This is a genomic window from Collinsella sp. AF14-35 (assembly GCF_003464565.1).
Taxonomy (GTDB): domain Bacteria; phylum Actinomycetota; class Coriobacteriia; order Coriobacteriales; family Coriobacteriaceae; genus Collinsella.
In genome coordinates, this window is record NZ_QRZD01000008.1 from 24533 (window position 1) to 43363 (window position 18831).

The following is an 18831-nucleotide window of genomic DNA, read 5'->3' on the forward strand; positions in this document are numbered from 1 at the left end:
TCCAGGACATGTATATCGACTGAGGTAGCGTGTCCGCCCCGCTTGCTGGCCTCGCGCCGTGGTACGATTTTTGAGTTTGAAAGCCCCGCCGCGTCCCGGCTGCCCTTGCAGCTTGGCGTGCGGCCGCACGTAAAGGAGCCATTATGGCCGGTATGAACATGCAGCAGATGATGAAGCAGGCCCGCAAGATGCAGGAGCAGCTTGCCGCTGCGCAGGAGAACCTCAAGTCCCAGACCGTCGACGCCTCTGCCGGCGGCGGCATGGTCAAGGTGACCGTTAACGGCGAGATGGAGCTCGTCAACCTCACCATCGACCCCGATGCCCTCGATCCCGAGGACGTCGATATGCTGCAGGACATGATCATGGCTGCCGTCAACGAGGCCGTTCGCGGCGTCAACGAGCTTGCCAGCAAGCAGATGGGCGCCATCACCGGCGGCCTCAACATCCCGGGCATGCCGTTCTAAGACACGCATATATATGAGTGCGAATCACAGTCTGCAAAAACTGCTCGATGAGCTGGGTCGTCTGCCGGGCATTGGTCCCAAGTCGGCCCAGCGCATCGCCTATTACCTGCTCGAGGCCGATGCCGAGGAGGCCCGCCGCCTGGCCGAGGCCATCCTGGAGGTTAAGCAGGAGGTCCATTTTTGCAGCCGTTGCTTTAACTACGCCACGGCCGACGAGTGCTCCATCTGCCAGGACCCGATGCGCGATACCACTCGCATTTGCGTGGTGGGCGAGCCGCGCGACGTCCAGGCAATCGAGCGCACGGGCAGCTACCATGGCCTGTACCATGTGCTGGGTGGCGTGATCAGCCCCATGGACAAGATCGGTCCCGAGCAGCTGCACATTCGCGAGCTGCTTGCGCGCCTGGGCCACGAGGACATCCACGAGGTCATTATCGCCACCAACCCCAACATTGAGGGCGAGACCACGGCGAGCTACCTTGCTCGCACCATCAAGCCATTGGGCGTTGAGGTATCGCGTCTTGCGAGCGGCCTTCCCGTGGGCGGCGACTTGGAGTATGCCGACGAGCTTACGCTCGGCCGCGCTATCGAGGCCCGCCGCGCGATCTAGGCGGCGCCAGCTCCGCGGTATGTCCCGTCGGCCTGCCGCACGGGGCGCTCATAATCGAGCGCGCGTTCATGCATTTGTTGTGCAACAAACCTGCTTTTCATCCGCTTATCGCGTGGATGGGTCCGCTTGCACCTCGTATTTGTCCATTCGTTGCGCAACCTTTTGGGTTCGCTGATACACTCAAATGTGGATATGAAAGAATGCGCCGCTCCTGAGCGGCGTGTTTTTGTTGGAGGAGAACGCATGCGGCCCGGGGGCACTCAGACAAAGCGTGGCGCCACGGTGCGCATGCGACGCCGGCTGGGCCTGGCGCCTCGGGCGTATGTGCTGCTGTCTTGCTCGCTCGTGCTGGTCATAGCCGGTGTTTCGGCTTATGGTATGACGGTGCCGTCCATGGTGCAGGCGCATGCTGCGCGCGAGCTGCATATTGGGCGCAAGGCCAAAAGCGACTTGGGAACGACAACTGGATATGCGTGGGCGAGCGTGGTCTCGCATGTTGTGTTCGGTGGCGACGATGCGGACAGTCCCGAAACATCGGACAACGAGGTTACGCTGGCAAACGGCAAAACCATCGTGCTCACCAACACCAAGATCATCGATCGGTTGTCCAACAATAGCGTGGCGGCAACGGTGAATAAGGTCGAGCAGCAGAAGGAGCAGGACGCCCAGCAGTCCGGAAAGCCCGGTAGCTCGGATACTTCTGGCTCCGGCTCGGATTCGTCGAGTTCGGGCGGTGGCTCTGGGTCGGGTTCCTCTGCCGGAGGGTCTGGAAACGGCGGCTCGACGGGCGGCAACACTGACAACGATGCAAACTCCGGTGGCCTTTCCGCTGCTGAGGAAGAGAGCATTCACAGCTGGCTTGTGACCAAGTACAACATGCTCGACGGCTATGTTTCTCGTGCCAATGACGTGGTCTCGACCTATAACTCTACGGGAGATCCCAGGCCGTGCGACAGCCTGGTCGGGGAGATGTTTGTCATTCGAGCCGAGTTCGGTCGTCAGACATTCTCGCCCCGGTCAAAGTGGTATCAGCAGTATGCCAATCTGTGGGGCTGTTACACCAACCTATGTCAATGGGTCGGCCATTACGGCGATGATGACGTCGCGCTCGGTAACTTCAACAATAACGTGGCGGCGCTTGCCCTATGATGACCGATCTTGCATCCACCACACCACAATCGCTCGGTCGCGATCCCATGGTCGGCCTGCGCCTGGCGCGTGTCGACGGGTTTGAGCCGGCCATTGCGCTCGGTCAGGACGAACTGCCTGCCTATCTGCGTCGTTTTACGATACTGTTTGCCGACGATGCCACCATGCGCCGTGGCGGTATCGGCCGCGTGACGCGTGCCGTCAACGCCCAAGGCGAGGCCGTGGCACTCAAGCAGCTCATCTTGCCAACGTGCGATGAGTTTGACGATGCCGCCGCCCATGAGGCGCTGGTCGCCAAGTTCAAAGCGGCGTTTCGCGAGGAATACGAATGCCATCGCGCCCTTTCGGGCCTTAAGGGCTTTCCCCGCCTCTATGGCTGGGGCGAGGTCGACGGTGTGCCTGCAATTGTCATGGAATGGGTCGAGGGCGAGACGCTCGCCCGCTTGCGCTCGCGCTTTGCCGTGGACGATGCCGGCCGCCTATCGCCGCTTGTGGCGGCGCGTCTGGGTCGCGACCTGTTCGATCTGCTCTGCCGTATGAGCCTGGTGGGCGAGGGCTTTGTCCATCGCGATATCTCGCCCGCTAATATTATGGTGCGTACGGCGCGTCTACCGCTTGACCGGCAGCTTGCCGAGGGCACCTTTGACCTGTGCCTGATCGACTTTGGCTCGTCGCTGGCGCTTGAGCCTGCGTCGGCCGTGGCCGGTACCGGCGGCAAGGCGTCGTTTACGGAGCGCTATGCCACGCTGCGTCGCGCGACGGTTGCCTATGCCCCGCCCGAGATGCTCACCGACGATATTCCCGACCTGCGCGCTTTGCGTATGTCGCCGGCGATCGACGTCTATGCCGCAGCAAGCACGGTTTACGAGCTCATTGCCGGCGCCGCGCCATACGAAGCCGCGCCGAGCACTTCGGGCACCTCGGGTTCGCGCAAAAAGACGCGCGACATCGCCAGCCCCTACCGTCTCAAGATGGACACGCTGCCCGACTATCCCATTGGTGCCCATGCGCCCGGTTGCGATTTGACTCAGCTGCTTCGTCGTGAGCCCGATGTGGCGCTCGCTGCGGCCGAGCAGGCCCAGCAGCTGGGGCTTGAGCCGGATTCCGAGGAGCTACGCGATGCGCTGGCGTTTGTCGATGCCCAGCTGTTCGACGTGGTGATGGCCTGTCTGTCCAGCCATCAAAAAGATCGTCCCGAGCCGGCGGCGGTCGAGGCGGCGCTCTCGGCGTTTTGTGACCACTATGCGCAAAATGTCGGTCGTTCGCTCCGCGGCGAGCCGCTCACGCCGTGCCCCATGGATGCGTCTGGCCGCGCGGTTCGTCGCGCGCTGATGGTCGGCGCGACGGTCGTCTGTGGCGTGGTTTGGGCTGTGGTCGTGGTTTCGGCCGTGCTGCTGGCGTCGGGCGCTCGCGTGACGGCGACTTTGGGATCGCTCGTGTGGTCTGGGTCGCTACCGGGTATTATTGCCGCACTGGCGTTGGCGCTGCCAGGCATAGCCGGCGTTGCCGCGGGGGCACTTGCGCGCGATCGGCGCTCGGGCTTCCTGCAGGGTGTGCTTGCGCTTTCTGCCTGCGAGGTTCCGGTGCTGGTTGTGGCTGCATGTAGCGTATTTTCCCAACGCGCCGTGATGGGCGGCCTTGTTGCCGCTCTGGTTGCAACCTATACGCTTACGTGGTTTTTGCTTGCGATGGGCTTTGCCTTTGAACTTCCCGTTTCGGCACCGCGACGCACAAAAGCCCAGATGGCGACTCCGCTTGCCGGTGGAGCCGCAGCTGTCCGTACTTTTGGCGGACCTGTCGAAGTATCGTCCGATTCTATTTCTACGACCAAGGAGGCCTAGGTCATGGCATCTCAAGTTGAGCTCACCCCATGCGGGGCCATGTTTGACATCTTTAAGCGCGCAGCGCATCTGAGCCATATCGAGCTGTGCGGCTTGGTGCTTTCGTCCCGTCCGCTCGCCGACGGCCGCAGCCCGCAGAGCCGAGCCGCCGATCGCTCTTGGGTTTCCCGCTTTATCGTTCGCGCGCCGGTCGGCACGCTTCAGCAGCGCTACTTTGCCGAATACGGTACCTCGGCTGCGCGTATTATGTCGCAACTGGCCCTGCGCCAGCGCAATCCCATGGACTCCACGGCTGTAATCAATATGGTGTGCGGTCCTGCAGGTGAACCGATGGTACGCGCGCTCGAAGAGTGCCACCAGGACACGAATTTCTATCGCAACGCGCTCGATCGCCTGTCCCAGGCGGCGGAACTCATGCCCGCCGAGCGCGCCGAGGTCGTGCTGGTGCTGTTTGTCGCCGTCGGTTGTTCGGCGGATGTGCGGTCCTCGGTGAACTATGCCATCGACTACGCGAACGCGACCTGCGGCGGAGGCACATCCACGCCGCGTTCGCTTGGCATGTCGCTGACTGCGGGCGAACGCGAACCCGCCCCGGCGCACCCTTTGGGCTTGCTGCGCGTGCAAAACAGTTTTGTCGTGAGCGCCCCGCGCTGGATTCAGCCGAGTGAGCAGGGTGTTGAGATTGGCGCGCTGGCCACTGGTGAGGGCGATATTACCGACGTCGGCGACGATGTCTCGGCCCGCCATGCCCATATCTGGTGCGATGCTCAAAATATCTGGCACGTCGAGGACTTGTCGTCCACCAACGGAACCGTGGTGGTAAACGGGGCCACGCGCGTTTGCATTCAGGTCGAGCCCGGCCGTTCCGCCCAGCTCAATCCCGGCGACGAGCTCAAGCTCGGCGAATCCACTACCTATGCCATCCTCTTCGGTGCCCTCTAGCCGGCAGTTAAGGGCGTTCCTTTTCTGCCGGCACTTGGGGACACTCCTCGGCGCGCCAGAGCCGGTCGCCTGGGGATGGAGAGGCCATTTTGGCCCTTGGCGGTCAGTCGGGGCGAAACTAGAAGATCTTTCCGATTCGCGGCTGTTCATGCTTGTAGAGCATCTAAAACAATAGGATGTTATTCTGGAATATGCCGGGTGCGTGAACTTGCCTGTCTTAGCCTTAATAAGGTATAGGGGAGTTTGGCTCAGGGGTTCCGTGTTGTTCTTCAGCGCAGTATTGTGGGACAGATTTGCTGAGATTGGCGCCTTACACCGCAGAGCGCACGGAAGGCTCTCGATTTGTGTTCTGGCCCCAGAATACAGGGCCTGATACTTACCAACTGTGGCATGGATGTAACATCTGTAGAAATCAACCCTTTTGTTGTCGACCTTTGTAAGAAAAACACTGCCATCAACTCTTTGGATGACGAAACTAGGGTGCTTGAGGGGAGCCTTTACTCCCCTCTGAGAGATGACTCATGTTTTTCGCTTGTCGTTGTGAATCCTCCGTTACTGCCGATTCCGGATGAGATTCCTTATCCCTTCGTTTGAGATGGAGGACAATCGGGTCTGGATAAAACACTTCGTATTCTTAAGGGTGGCGATACGCATTTAGAGAAAAACGGTAAATACTGCTAATAGGGGTGACGACGATGGTGCGGGGGCGACCCGCGATGCTCTCATCAATACGTCGGATACTTGGGAAATCAGGTCTAGATGCATGTATGATGATGCTGTGTGGCTATTCAATTAATCCGCGTTCCGAATGGGTGCAGGGTATAGCTGCGACATCGTATGCTTTTGACCCGGCGCGATACTCAGATATTTCTGAGGCGGTTGACGAAGTTTATACGCACTATGCCGCGCAAGGCGTTTCGGAAGTTTGCACATCTACGTTACGGGCTTAGGTTTCTTCAAGCGAGCAGGCCGGTTGCGTTATTTCGAGCGATTTTTCTAGTCTAGACGACAAAAGGCAAAGGATTTGATGGGTATAAAACGCGGACGTTTGTGGGCGGATGCTCAAATCTATTGTGGCAATCGGGCGGGTGAAAAAGATATTTTAACCGCCCGATTGCCAGGTTCGTCGGAGGAGATGTCCGATTCCGACTCTCTTGTAGGAAGAGCTTGAGATCGTATTGGTCCAAGGCAATCTTAAAGCAGTCTCATTGGCAAATCTTCGCTCCTGTTGTGTTGAGGTGTAAGGTATCAGTGATTGATGTTTTGTGGCGGGTAGATTGGGGCCTTCCTTGATTCGATGCGTTCTCTCGAGGTTCATCAGAGCAAAAGGGGCTTTCGTCTTCATTGCTATCACGGTGATTGGAACCGCTCTCTCCTATGCCATGCCATACGTGAACGGGAAATTCTTAGATTTTCTTCTCGGTAACCGCAGCGAAAGAGACGCCGTACTCTTCGCGCTCCTGGTTGCGTCAATAGGAGTTTTCTCCACCCTCTTTACTTATTTTGCAGGAACACTTTCCATTCGCATAACCACGAGACTTTCCTTTGATCTTCTCAGGGAGGCCGTCTTGCGTTTTGAAAGAGACGATTACTTGGTGAGTCGGACCATCGATCCAGCCTATACAACGCAACGGATTATTTCCGACTCTAGCGTGGTCTCATCCTTCGTTTTGGCGAATTTTATCAGTGCGCCGCTGTCCATTGTAGCCATTCCCATCGTATTGCTTATCATATGGTCAATTGATTCAACTCTCGCGGTGTTTTCCATCATTCTCCTCATCGTGTATTTCTGTGTAATTACTGGGTTGAGGAAACTTTTGTATAGGGTCACGTATGAGAAGAAAGAGGCGGACAGCGCCTTTTACGCCGCAATTGCATCGCAGCTTAATCAGATTCTCAACATTCAACTGACATCTTCGTACGGCAAGAGCGAACAAGCGCTCGACGCTGGGTTTAAGAGCTATTTTCCCAAAGTTTTGCGCTCCGGAAAGCTATCATATTCTCTGACATCGCTCGATGGTCTTTTCGCAGCGTTGTTTCAAGCGGTGATACTTGTTGTTTCCGGAGTACGAATCATTAACGGAACTATGTCAATAGGCGAGTACACTATCATCGGTACATACTTCGCGGTTCTCTTTAAGACTTTGAAAAGTATGATGTCATTGTTCAAATCCTATCAAGATGCCAAAGCATCATGGGATAGGACGGCTATCGCGACGAGAGAAAAGGAGAGATCGGGGTGGAATCGGACCGATTTAGCTAAACTCGATGAAATAAATGACATTTCGGTATCTGATTTGGAATTCTCGGTTGCCCTTCCAGACGGATCTGTCCGAGAGGTCCTCGGCGGGTTTTCTTTCAAGTTTTCCGGTCCTGGTACATATTGCATAGTTGGGGAAAACGGAAGAGGCAAGACGTCACTTCTTTACTTGATGCTCGGGCTATACTCATCGAAAGGCAAAGTAAAATACAACGGCGTGCCAATCGAAGAATGCGACTTGGATTACATACGTGCGAGAGAGATATCGTGCTGCCCACAGTCGTGCTTCGCGCCGGACGAAACGGTGAAAGAGCTGTTAGAGTATTTCGACACGCCCTTTTCTTCCTATCACCGGGGTGTAGATGGCCTACTTTCGCTGGAAAACAGCGTGAAGGAGTTGCTCGGGAAACGTTGCTCCGCGCTTTCGGGCGGTGAGCTGCGCCGAGTGTACTTATGGTCGGCGATTTCACGCAAGTCGTCAGTTTTGGTACTCGACGAGCCCACGACTGGGTTAGACGCTGTAAGCCGCGCCGAGCTTGCGGCCTATGTTAAGCGCAACAAGCAAAGCCAGCTGATCATCATTGTCTCTCACGATGACGAGATGGTCGGCGCGGTAGAAGGGGTAGTGGATTTAGGCAGCATGTACCGGGGTAAATGCTGACAAGTGTAGTGCTACCCAACTGACAGAGATAACAAAAAAGCGATGCAGATGCACGTAGCATTCAGTCGGTTCGGACTCGGTGCCTTCACGCCATCGCAACGCTTTCAGATATAGTTCTCATTCTCTTACTAAAGGAAACTTTAGTCTACGTTGTCTTGTCGAGACAGAGGTGAAGCGAAGTGTTGTCGCGACGTATCTTATTCCAGGTGGCTCAGTATCATCGTGAGAATCACACCAAAGTGTACTTACAATTCTCGTGTCCCACGGACAACATGAGCTGAGCATTGAAGTTCCACCCTTTGCTGCAACTACACGGGGTTGGACGGCAATGAATATGCCGGGCCGCATGCCACGCGCAGCGGGGGTCCATGCCCCAGTATGTTGCCTACAGCAGCCTCGATGTCCACGCACACATCATCTCTGCCTTCGTGTTCAATCCGTTTGCCGGAGAGTGCGAGGGTTACAAGGCCGTAGAATACGAGCCGAACAAATGAAATGCGGTATCGACGCATAGGATTAAACTGACGATTGCTTTGCACCGAAAATACGCCCGGAAAGCCGCTATGGGTGGCGGCCCGGGTTAAATTGAGAGGCCCGTCCGATCACTTTCATGTGACGAACGGTCGGGCTTCTTATTCCACTTGCCAATGCTCGGCTCATATTGGAAGAAAGCTACGCTAATGTTTGCGTGATACTCCTATTTTTTCCGAAGAAAGAATCGGATAATGAAGAATAACAATAAAAAAGGTGCCAGATATAAAGCAAGTACAAAGGTTAATCCAACGAGACCTTGCAATAATGGCATAACTCCTCCCAGACACGAGATTTTGGTATTTGTCCCCATCTTATTTTGAATTGGACCAAATAGTTCCTAGACACAAAAACTACTCGTCAACTGGATCGCACCAATCTGCTGGCAAAACACAGCTTGATTCTTTATCGACATAGCACCAATCCGCAACAGGGCACTCGGCGATGTCGTAAAAATTGCATATATCAACTCCAAGACAACAAGGCTCAACGGGAGTATGTTCATTTGAACCAACAGGATGGATATGCTTCATAACAGCTCCTCACCTTAATCCAATTAGAGACTACGTTTGATCAATGCCACAGTGATCTACAACGCAGATGCTGCCGCCATCCATGTCATAGTCGCAGTAATCGTATGCACCACAGCCATCTGCTTTATCATAAACAGTACAGATGTCAGTAATGCCCAAGAGGCAGTCAAAAGACATCGGCTTCACGCCTGCCTCGTCGCCACTTCCTGGATTAATCGGATGAATATGCTTCACGACTACCTCCCTTTGAGTGCAGAAAAACCTCAATATTGTGTATAACAAACCAAGATGTCTAGTTCACCATATTTCTAGAATGGTTTCGGCGAACGTAGCAATAAGCTTCGCAGACGGTAATCAGAAGAACGAACACCTCCACAATGGTGACAGCAATGCGCTGAACCGCTTATTCCGATACAGTAGCTTCTCGTTGATTTTTCTCCTGCGAAGATGAGTGGCGGGAAATAAGGTCAAAAGCCATCTCGTAGCACATTTTTCTATATTCACATGATGCAGGGTGTAGACTCTTGGGCAAGTAGCCGTGCTCGTCTGCAGCCTCCCAGCTACAGCCCCCACCACAGAAAGACCGAGCCCAACAGTCCGTACAGTCAATTCTTTTTTCGACACCCTGACTCCAGTTTTCAATATACCTAGTTTCGTCAATTCCGGTGACGATGTTGCCCATTTTGAATCGCATCATCCCGACAAACCTGTGACAGGGGTATACGTCCCCTTCGGGAGTCACGGAAATAAAACGCCTGCCAGCCCCGCATCCGACAAAGGCGATCCTGTTGCTCATAATCAAATCAACTGCAGTTTTCAATGTTCTAAACAAGGGCTTTTCCCCTTGATCAATCTGTTTGAGATATTGATCCGCCAAATCTATTAGGCCCGCCCTGATTTTGTTTAATGAGTGTTCGTCGAGTTTGATATTCTCATCGAATGAGCTCACGGGCGAGAAGTAAATCCTTCTGAAGCCCATCTCTTTAAACTGAAGATAGTCTTCAACAAGGTTACAGTTATTATTTGTTAAGGTCGCTCTTGCGCCGAAGGGGAACGACTCGGAAAAACGACGAACGTTTTTGTCGATATCGGAGAAAGAGCCGCCTCCCGTCTTGTACGGGCGCGATGCATCGTGCTTGCATCCTGTACCATCGAGACTAATCAGAACAGAAAACCCGTGCTCCTTGAAAGAATTCACAGCAGTGTCATTCAAAAGCGTTCCGTTGGTCGTAATAGAATAGGTAAAGTTTCTATTGGGGTATATTCTTTTTGAATAGTCGACCGTTTTCCATATCAGCGGCTCGTTAATCATGGGTTCCCCACCAAAAAAGACGATTGCAAGCGTTTCGTTTTCCGATGAACTTGCGACGAGGTAGTCGACCGCCTTGAAGGCTATCTCGTCTGTCATCAGCAGAGGAGACGTTCCATAATCTCCTTTACCGGCAAAACAGTAACTACAACCAAGGTTGCATGCATGTGAAACGTGGAGTTCGATGGATCTAAGTTTTCGAGGCGTGTCTTTTGTTAAGAAAGTCCGCTCAGACAATCGTTGATACTCATCAATGTCGTCTTCAAGTTCTGCTATGGTCGTTTGGTCGTAGCCTTTCGCAGCAAGTGACTTTGTTAGCAACTTCGAGTTGACCGTTCTTCCCGATGCTTCAAATATGCGAAGCGCATCTTCTGATGCTTGGTCAACCTGAAAGCAATTGCGAGTGACCTCATCGAAGCAGTAACGACGATCACTTACTGAGAAAAAATGCATACGTTCCTCAATTTCATGCTGGACTGGCACTAACCTTGTTTATTGTTACGCAGCTATAAAAAACCACCAGCGGGGATTCGGTGTGCGGCCCAATCGGACTCCCAAAAGGTTCTATTTGAGACTGGCAAGCTTTGTGTTGTTGGCACTTCGACAGCGCTCTTTATTCCAACATGGAGCCTCGCAGTTTGAGTCGACTTGCCTCTGGAAGGTCCGATCTCAACTTGATTTAGGATGAAAACAGATTACAGGCGCGCTCCTCTAGAAAGAAAGGAAACCAATCGCCGCCTTTCACCAGGAAAGTTTTTATAGCCCACCTCGAGCAAAATGAAAGATGCGAGAGCGATTGGGGAACAACGCGAATCTCCCCTTTTGGGTGGGAGCGAGCCTTCAGCCACCGGCGAACGACTCGCCCTGGTCAGAATCTGGAAGTGGTGCCGGGCCGCTTGGGCCTCCCCGGTGACTTCGTGGGGCTTACCTGCCTGACGTCGAGGAGTACATCCGCAAGATTCGTTCCCTATGCCGTTTGCTCTCACGCCCGCCTTGGTTCCAAGTCGGGCGAGCACGAGGTCGCGCCGGCGCATCCGCTGGGACTGCTGCGCGTGCAAAACGGCTACGCGGTGAGCGTCCCGCGCTGGATTCAGCCGAGTGAGGAAGGCGTCGAGATCGGCGCGCTGGCAACGGGGGAGGGCGGCATCACCGATGTGGGCGATGACGTTTCGGCTCGCCATGCCCACGTGTGGTGCGATGACCAAAATGTCTGGTACGTTGAGGACCTGTCGTCCACCAACGGAACCGTGGTGGTAAACGACGCGACGAACGTCTGCACCCAGGTCGAGCCCGGCCGCTCCGCCCAGCTCAACCCCGGTGACGAGCTCAAGCTCGGAGAATCCACAACCTACGCCATCCTCCTCGGCGCCCTCTGACTCATCTCCTAAATAAGTTGCGGTGAAATAGGGGCTGTTTAAGGCTACGGCCGGCAAAAACAGTTCCTATTTCACCGCAGCTGCCATTTGGTCCCTCGGTGACGGAAGGATCAATTTTGCCCTTGATGGTCACCCAAGGTAAACCTTTACCGCCCGCCTATATTTGCCGAAATTACACTTGACGGCGGGGTACAATAAACCCGCATGCGGATTTCCGTTGCGGGCGCTTCCCATCGCCGGGGCGTGCCCGGGAGCATCCGGCATGCGGCCTTTGCGGCGCTCGGTCATGTGCAAGACGGGTAGCTGGGCTTGTGGAGCGCGTGCAGCCCTCCTCGCCTCGGCATGCCTTCTCTCCACGCCATGTACCTGCTGCTGAGCCTGCCTGCCAGATGATTGGAAGCAACAGCGAAAACCCCATCACGCCAACATCCCGGCGATCGCCGGGGCCTGTATACCTATATGAGAGGAGAGGGGTATATGGCGCGTAAGTTTAAGTCTATGGACGGCAACGAGGCGGCCGCATATGTTTCGTATGCGTACACCGAGGTAGCGGGAATCTATCCCATTACGCCGTCCAGCCCGATGGCCGACCATGTCGACCAGTGGGCGGCCCAGGGTCGCAAGAATATCTTCGGCACCCCGGTCAAGGTCGTCGAGATGGAGTCCGAGGCAGGTGCAGCCGGTACCGTTCACGGTTCGCTGGGCGCCGGTGCTCTGACCACCACCTACACGGCTTCTCAGGGTCTGCTCCTGATGATCCCGAACATGTACAAGATCGCGGGCGAGCAGCTCCCGGGCGTCTTCCACGTCTCCGCGCGTTGCGTCGCTTCCCACGCCCTGAACATCTTTGGCGATCACTCCGACGTCATGGCCTGCCGCCAGACCGGTTTCGCCATGCTCGCCGAGGGCAACGTCCAGGAGGTCATGGACCTCTCGCCGGTGGCTCACCTTGCCGCCATCGAGGGTAAGACCCCGTTCCTTAACTTCTTCGACGGCTTCCGCACCAGCCACGAGATCCAGAAGGTCGCCATGTGGGACTACAAGGATCTGGCCGAGATGTGCGACATGGACGCCGTCCAGGCTTTCCGCGACCACGCGCTCAACCCTGAGCACCCGCACACCCGCGGCAGCCACGAGAACGGCGATATCTTCTTCCAGAACCGTGAGGCCTGCAACAAGGTCTACGACGAGCTTCCCGCCGTCGTCGAGGGCTACATGAAGAAGATCAACGAGAAGCTCGGCACCGATTACGGCCTGTTCAACTACTACGGCGCTCCCGATGCCGACCGCGTCGTCGTGTGCATGGGCTCCTTCTGCGACGTGCTCGAGGAAGTCATCGACTACCTCAACGCTCACGGCGAGAAGGTCGGCCTGGTCAAGGTTCGCCTGTTCCGTCCGTTCTCCATCAAGCACTTTGTCGACGTTCTCCCCGAGACCGTCCAGAAGATTGCCGTCATGGACCGCACCAAGGAGCCGGGTTCCATCGGCGAGCCGCTCTACCAGGACGTCGTTTCTGCTCTCTACGAGGCCGGCAAGACGGGCATCAAGGTCGTCGGCGGCCGTTACGGCCTGGGCAGCAAGGACACGCCTCCCGCGTCCGCGTTCGCTGTCTTCGAGGAGCTCAAGAAGGACGAGCCCAAGCGCGAGTTCACCATCGGCATCGTCGATGACGTGACCAACCTGAGCCTGCCCGAGGCCGAGGATGCGCCCAACACCGCAGCCCCCGGCACCATCGAGTGCAAGTTCTGGGGTCTGGGTGGCGACGGTACCGTCGGCGCCAACAAGAACTCGATCAAGATCATCGGCGACCACACCGACAAGTACGTCCAGGCCTACTTCCAGTACGACTCCAAGAAGACCGGCGGCGTCACCGTCTCGCACCTGCGCTTTGGTGATTCCCCGATCCGTTCGCCGTACTACGTGACCAAGGCCGACTTTGTCGCTTGCCACAACCCCAGCTATATCGTCAAGGGCTTCAAGATGGTCCGCGACGTCAAGCCGGGCGGTACCTTCCTGGTCAACTGCCAGTGGAGCGACGAGGAGTTCGCCGAGCACATGCCCGCTGTGGCCAAGCGCTACATTGCGAACAACAACGTCAACGTCTACCTGATCGACGCTATCGACCTGGCCGCCAAGGTCGGCATGGGCAAGCGCACCAACACGGTGCTCCAGTCCGCCTTCTTCGCGCTGGCCAAGGTCCTGCCCGCCGAGGACGCCCTGCAGTACATGAAGGACGCGGCTACCAAGTCCTACATGAAGAAGGGCCAGGCCATCGTCGACGCCAACCACAAGGCTATCGATGCCGGCGCTACCGCCTTCCGTAAGTTCGAGGTTCCGGCCGACTGGGCAACTGCCGAGGATGCTGCCCCCATCGAGCTCTCCGAGGAGACCAAGTCCGCCATCGCCCAGCAGGTCAAGAACCTGCTCGAGCCCATCGATCGCATGGACGGCGACAGCCTGCCTGTTTCCGCCTTCGTCGATTGCGCCGACGGCCAGTTTGAGCTGGGCGCCTCCGCATACGAGAAGCGCGGCGTCGCCGTGGTCGTTCCCCACTGGGACGAGACCAAGTGCATCCAGTGCAACCAGTGCGCCTACGTGTGCCCGCATGCCACCATCCGTCCGTTTGCGATGACCGAGGACGAGGCTGCCGCCGCGCCCGAGGCTACCCGCACGCTCGACGCCATGGGCCCCAAGGCCAAGGGCATGAAGTTCACCATGGCTGTGTCCCCGCTCGACTGCATGGGTTGCACCAACTGCGTCAAGGTTTGCCCCAAGGGCGCCCTCGAGATGGTTCCCACCGAGCAGGAGATGGACCAGCAGCCTGTTTGGGACTACATGGTCGAGAACGTCTCCGAGAAGAAGGAGCTCATCGCGGCCAACGTCAAGGGCAGCCAGTTTAAGCAGCCCTACCTGGAGTTCTCCGGCTCCTGCGCCGGCTGCGCCGAGACCGCCTATGCACGTCTGGTGACCCAGGTCGCCGGCGACCGCATGTTCATTTCCAACGCCACCGGCTGCTCCTCCATTTGGGGCAACCCCGCTGCCACCGCTCCTTACTGCAAGGACAAGGACGGTCACGGCCCGGCGTGGAACAACTCCCTGTTCGAGGACAATGCCGAGCACGGCCTGGGCATGGCCGTTGGCTATGAGGCCGTTCAGCACAAGCTGATCGCCGCTACCCAGGACATCATCGCTGCCGATGGTCCGTCCGATGAGCTCAAGGCCGCCGGCCAGGCTTGGATCGACTCCGTCAACGACGCCGAGGCCTCCAAGACCGCTGCCTCTGCCTACGTTGCCGAGCTCGAGAAGTGCGGCTGCGACGCTTCCAAGGCGATCCTCGCCGACAAGGCTTACCTCACCAAGAAGTCCTTCTGGATCTTCGGCGGCGACGGCTGGGCCTACGACATCGGCTTCGGTGGCCTGGACCACGTCCTGGCTTCCGGCCACAACGTCAACGTCTTCGTCTTCGACACCGAGGTTTACTCCAACACCGGTGGTCAGGCCTCCAAGGCCTCGAACTTGGGCCAGGTCGCTCAGTTCGCCGCCGCCGGTAAGGTGACCAAGAAGAAGTCTCTGGCCGAGATTGCCATGAGCTACGGCTACGTCTACGTGGCACAGGTTGCCATGGGCGCCAACCCGGCTCAGACCCTCAAGGCCATCCACGAGGCCGAGGCCTACGACGGCCCGTCCCTCATCATCGGCTACAGCCCCTGCGAGATGCACTCCATCAAGAAGGGCGGCATGCAGAACTGCCAGGCCGAGATGAAGAAGGCTGTCGAGTGCGGTTACTGGAACCTCTTCCGCTTCAACCCCGAGGCTGCTGCCGGCAAGAAGTTCTCACTCGATTCCAAGGAGCCCGCGGGCGGTTATCAGGAGTTCCTGATGAACGAGGCCCGTTACGCTTCGCTGACGCGTTCCTTCCCCGAGCGCGCCGAGGAGCTCTTCAAGGAGAACGAGCAGGCCGCTATGGACCGCTACGCTCACCTGTTGAAGCTCAAGACGGTGTACAACGAGGCCTAGGTCTCCCACCGCAGGATCTGAGGGCTAACCTTCGCGGACGTCCTCGGACATGAAAGAACCCCCGCTGCGCACTACGTGCGGCGGGGGTTCTTTCGTCCTGCGGAGTGTCCGCGAAGGTTAGCCCTCAGATCCTGCTACGACTACGTCCTCGGATTGTGGGGCTGAATGAAGGACGTGGCTGTGGGGGTGCCTTGTCCCGGTCGCTGTTTCGCGGCGTGGCCGCGAAACAGCGCGCCACTTTGGGCATGGAGGGCTAGCTGATTGTGGCCTTCTGCTGCCCCAGTGCTGTTTCGCGCTTTGCGCGAAACATCGCAGCACTTTGGGCATAGTGGGGGAGTTGGTTGTCGCTGCCTTCTATCCCCTTGCTGTTTCGCGCCTTTGGCGCGAAAGGCGCAGTACTTTGGGCGTGGGGGCTGGCTTGCGGACTCAGATGACCTAGAGAGATATGGGTGCAAACGAGAAATCGTTGTTGGGGTCGTCCTTTTCCATAAACTCATCGAGACAGAATGTCATATAGATTGGAACGTAAAGGATCTTGCCCTCTTTGCAAAGGTTTTCGTGGCTCAGCACAACGGCCTCGGGAATTTTGTACTCGCCCACACTCATCAAACGGTCGAGGGCTGCATGTGCTCGAACTTTCTTGCCCGATTTGACTTCGATTGGGACAACATGCCCGCGGGCACCTTCGATTACAAAGTCGACTTCACCGACCTCACGCGTTTGGTAGTACCACGTATCTGCTCCGAGGGCAACGAGTTCCTGTGCGACCACGTTCTCATAGAGGCCGCCGAGGTTGGGGGTTTTCATGTCAAGGTAGACGGCGCGTGCCGTGCTGCCGGGATACCGCGATGCGAGCATACCTGTATCGGACTCGTATAGTTTAAAGGCCGTCGTTTTCTCCGTCCTCTTGAGAGGGCTTCGTGCCTCCGTCACCTGGGGGACCATCAATCCAACGCCTGCGTTCACCAGCCATAGGAAATCCTGCTCGTATTTTTGAAGACGAGCTCCCTCGCCTAGAGACGAGACGATAAAGCGATGGGACTCCGCCTCAAGCTGAACGGGAATTTGCTCGAAAATGGAGCGAACGTTAAACGCTCGAGTCGATGCATATTTAGAGATATCGCTTTTGTACTGATCGACTAGCTGAATTTGAAGCTCACGCGTTCTCACGAGCGAATAGCCCGAATCGATATAGTTCTGAACGACCTCCGGCATGCCGCCGCAAACGATATAGACTCTAAAGTTTTTGAGCATCGCCTCATGAATATAGTTTTCGACGGGACGTCTCTCGACAAGGCGGCTGCGAATATCTGCAAGCACATTTTCGCTGACGCTGTTTGCCCAACAAAACTCTTCAAAATCCATCGGCCGCATAACAATGTGCTCGACATACCCTACCGGAAAAGAAGAGATCCCCTTAAACTCAGTCCCAAGCATAGACCCCGAGAAGACATAGCTAAAGCGTCCGTCCTCGACCAGCGCCTTCATAAGTGTAACGATCTGCGGATACTCCTGAATCTCATCGACGAAGATAAGCGTGTCTCCTTCAACAAGCGGTGCATCCGCAAGAAGGGCCACACGGTTGATGAAGTCAATGGAGTTCTTAGCGCCAACAAGTACGTCTCTTGCCTCGGCATCAAGTAGCAGATTGACCTCATAATACGAAGCGTAGTTGCTCTTTCCAAACGCGCGAATCGCATAGCTCTTGCCAATTTGACGCGCACCGGTAACAAGCAATGCCTTATGAGAGTTATTTTTCCAGTTCAAAAGCCTATTAGTGACCTTACGGCGTAGCATTAAAACCCCCAAATGACAAAAATTGGCAAATAGAATTGACCTAAATCATACAAAAAATGGCAAATAGAAATGCCCCAAATCATACAAAAATTGGCAAATAGCAAAGATTCGCTTAGGTCTCAAAGCCATCGAACCAGCACGGCACTTTGCGAAAAGGCTGGGGACGTCGTTATTTGCGTCTCCAGCCTCCTGGTTGCTGTTTTTGATCCCGCGATGGGGCGTTGTTGGTGTTGCTAGTTCGGCTTACCTTGTCTCGCCGGTTTCGGTGCGTAGGCGGTAGCCGTGGACCAGGTCGCTGATGGCCGGCCAGGGAATCTGGCGATCGACCCAAAATTGCAGCTGAACCAGATAGCGCTCGGTGGCGCGGGTGAGGGCGGCAAACTGCTCGCGGGTCTCGACCAGGGTGTAGAGATCGCGGCTGCGGGCGAGGATGGCGGTCGTGTCGTCCATCTTGCCGGTGACGTCGAAGGCGCCCGAGAACCAGTCGCACAGGCGCGCGGCGCTGTTATTGAGGGTGGCCAAGTTGGCGGTGTCGCCGTTGGCGTTCTCGGTTGCTTGGGCGCGCAGGAGCGAAAGGGCATCGGCGGCGTTCATGCAGTAACCGACGGTAAAGTTCCATACTGCGAACTCTCGGCCGGTGTCGAGCTTGCGACGGCGCATCAGGTCGATGTCGCGGGGCTCCTCGAGCATCATTTGGTCGGCGAGGGCTTCAAGTGCAGTGGTGTACTCAGCAAGGTCGAGCGTGAGCAGGGTGTTGATATCCATCATCTTTAGGCCTCCGTTTCGATCTCGACGATTTCGTTTTTAATGTACATGCCTTGGTTGTCCCAGACATTGCGGCAGACGGCGGCAAAGCGCTCGCGGTCGGCCTCGCAGATGCGGGCAAACATGTTGCAGGTGCCAAAAGGCTCGCAAACATCAAAGAAGATACAGACCGAAGACCAGCCGCCGTACCAGCTCACCGCACCCGCGGGTTCGTTAAAGACGGGATTCTCGATGTGCTCGTAGTTGGCGATGGGGCCCGATACGGGATAGGTCACCTCGGTATCGCAAATCTTTGCCGAGAAGATGCGCGACTCGACCGGACAGGACGCTTCGAACAGTCTGCATGCTTCGGGCGCTTTGTCCCAGAGCATGTCGGCGAGAAACGTCTCACCATTCAGCGTAATCTTGAGCATTTTTGTCATAGTAAGGACCTCCTCAATCCGTCGCTCAAGGGGCTCGCTGGCGGATAAAGGAGAAGACAGCTACGGGGTCGCCGAACCCAAACTTCACGACAGACGCCTGCCGCCCCAGCCCGTGCTGTACTCGGCTAAAGTATCACGCTTGAGGAGCGAAAGC

14 protein-coding genes and 1 pseudogene are annotated in these 18831 nt (G+C 56.4%); 10 read left to right on the plus strand and 5 right to left on the minus strand.

Translation table 11 applies throughout. The features are described 5' to 3' along the window. The first annotated feature begins 143 nt into the window (after positions 1-143). From DWW12_RS04090 to DWW12_RS10085, 8 genes and pseudogenes are all read left to right on the plus strand, one after another. Positions 144-464, plus strand: coding sequence for a YbaB/EbfC family nucleoid-associated protein (locus DWW12_RS04090; protein WP_117855112.1), 321 nt, complete (start codon positions 144-146; stop codon positions 462-464). A 13-nt stretch (positions 465-477) separates the two neighbouring features. Beyond that, positions 478-1074, plus strand: a complete 597-nt coding sequence (gene recR, locus DWW12_RS04095) for a recombination mediator RecR (protein ID WP_006235173.1) — start codon at positions 478-480, stop codon at positions 1072-1074. A gap of 243 nt (positions 1075-1317) precedes the next feature. After that, positions 1318-2223 (plus strand): hypothetical protein, encoded by a 906-nt coding sequence (locus DWW12_RS04100; RefSeq protein ID WP_117855114.1) that lies wholly within the window; start codon positions 1318-1320, stop codon positions 2221-2223. Further along, entirely contained in the window at positions 2220-4064 is a 1845-nt protein-coding gene (locus DWW12_RS04105; protein WP_117855116.1) for a hypothetical protein, read from the plus strand. Before DWW12_RS04100 ends, DWW12_RS04105 begins: the two co-directional genes overlap by 4 nt. A 3-nt stretch (positions 4065-4067) precedes the next feature. Beyond that, entirely contained in the window at positions 4068-5006 is a 939-nt protein-coding gene (locus DWW12_RS04110; protein ID WP_117855118.1) for an FHA domain-containing protein, read from the plus strand. A gap of 327 nt (positions 5007-5333) precedes the next feature. Beyond that, positions 5334-5600, plus strand: a pseudogene (locus DWW12_RS10115) (methyltransferase); the annotation flags it as partial. Between the two features lie 695 nt (positions 5601-6295). Further along, positions 6296-7927, plus strand: coding sequence for an ABC transporter ATP-binding protein (locus DWW12_RS04120; protein WP_055310069.1), 1632 nt, complete (start codon positions 6296-6298; stop codon positions 7925-7927). 368 nt (positions 7928-8295) lie between these two features. Further along, complete coding sequence (locus tag DWW12_RS10085) at positions 8296-8421, plus strand: hypothetical protein (protein WP_255413194.1); 126 nt, start codon at positions 8296-8298, stop codon at positions 8419-8421. A 600-nt stretch (positions 8422-9021) separates the two neighbouring features. On the opposite strand, the gene DWW12_RS09740 is transcribed toward DWW12_RS10085, so the two are convergent. Next, positions 9022-9225: a hypothetical protein gene (locus DWW12_RS09740; protein ID WP_124785779.1), complete on the minus strand. Its 204-nt coding sequence runs from the start codon at positions 9223-9225 to the stop codon at positions 9022-9024. A 169-nt stretch (positions 9226-9394) separates the two neighbouring features. Beyond that, positions 9395-10753, minus strand: a complete 1359-nt coding sequence (locus DWW12_RS04125; protein ID WP_082421808.1) for a radical SAM protein — start codon at positions 10751-10753, stop codon at positions 9395-9397. A 431-nt stretch (positions 10754-11184) separates the two neighbouring features. Here DWW12_RS04125 and DWW12_RS04130 point away from each other — a divergent pair, with 431 nt between their 5' ends. After that, complete coding sequence (locus tag DWW12_RS04130) at positions 11185-11676, plus strand: FHA domain-containing protein (RefSeq protein ID WP_187365023.1); 492 nt, start codon at positions 11185-11187, stop codon at positions 11674-11676. Between the two features lie 477 nt (positions 11677-12153). Further along, positions 12154-15693: a pyruvate:ferredoxin (flavodoxin) oxidoreductase gene (gene nifJ, locus DWW12_RS04135; RefSeq protein ID WP_117855121.1), complete on the plus strand. Its 3540-nt coding sequence runs from the start codon at positions 12154-12156 to the stop codon at positions 15691-15693. 435 nt (positions 15694-16128) lie between these two features. Here nifJ and DWW12_RS04140 read toward each other — a convergent pair whose 3' ends face one another. The 3 genes from DWW12_RS04140 to DWW12_RS04150 all read right to left on the minus strand — a co-directional run bounded on the left by DWW12_RS04140 (position 16129) and on the right by DWW12_RS04150 (position 18677). Beyond that, complete coding sequence (locus DWW12_RS04140; protein ID WP_117855123.1) at positions 16129-17490, minus strand: ATP-binding protein; 1362 nt, start codon at positions 17488-17490, stop codon at positions 16129-16131. A gap of 243 nt (positions 17491-17733) precedes the next feature. Beyond that, entirely contained in the window at positions 17734-18258 is a 525-nt protein-coding gene (locus DWW12_RS04145) for a hypothetical protein (protein WP_117855124.1), read from the minus strand. A 2-nt stretch (positions 18259-18260) separates the two neighbouring features. After that, positions 18261-18677 (minus strand): DUF3830 family protein, encoded by a 417-nt coding sequence (locus DWW12_RS04150; protein ID WP_117790295.1) that lies wholly within the window; start codon positions 18675-18677, stop codon positions 18261-18263. Positions 18678-18831 lie beyond the last annotated feature (154 nt).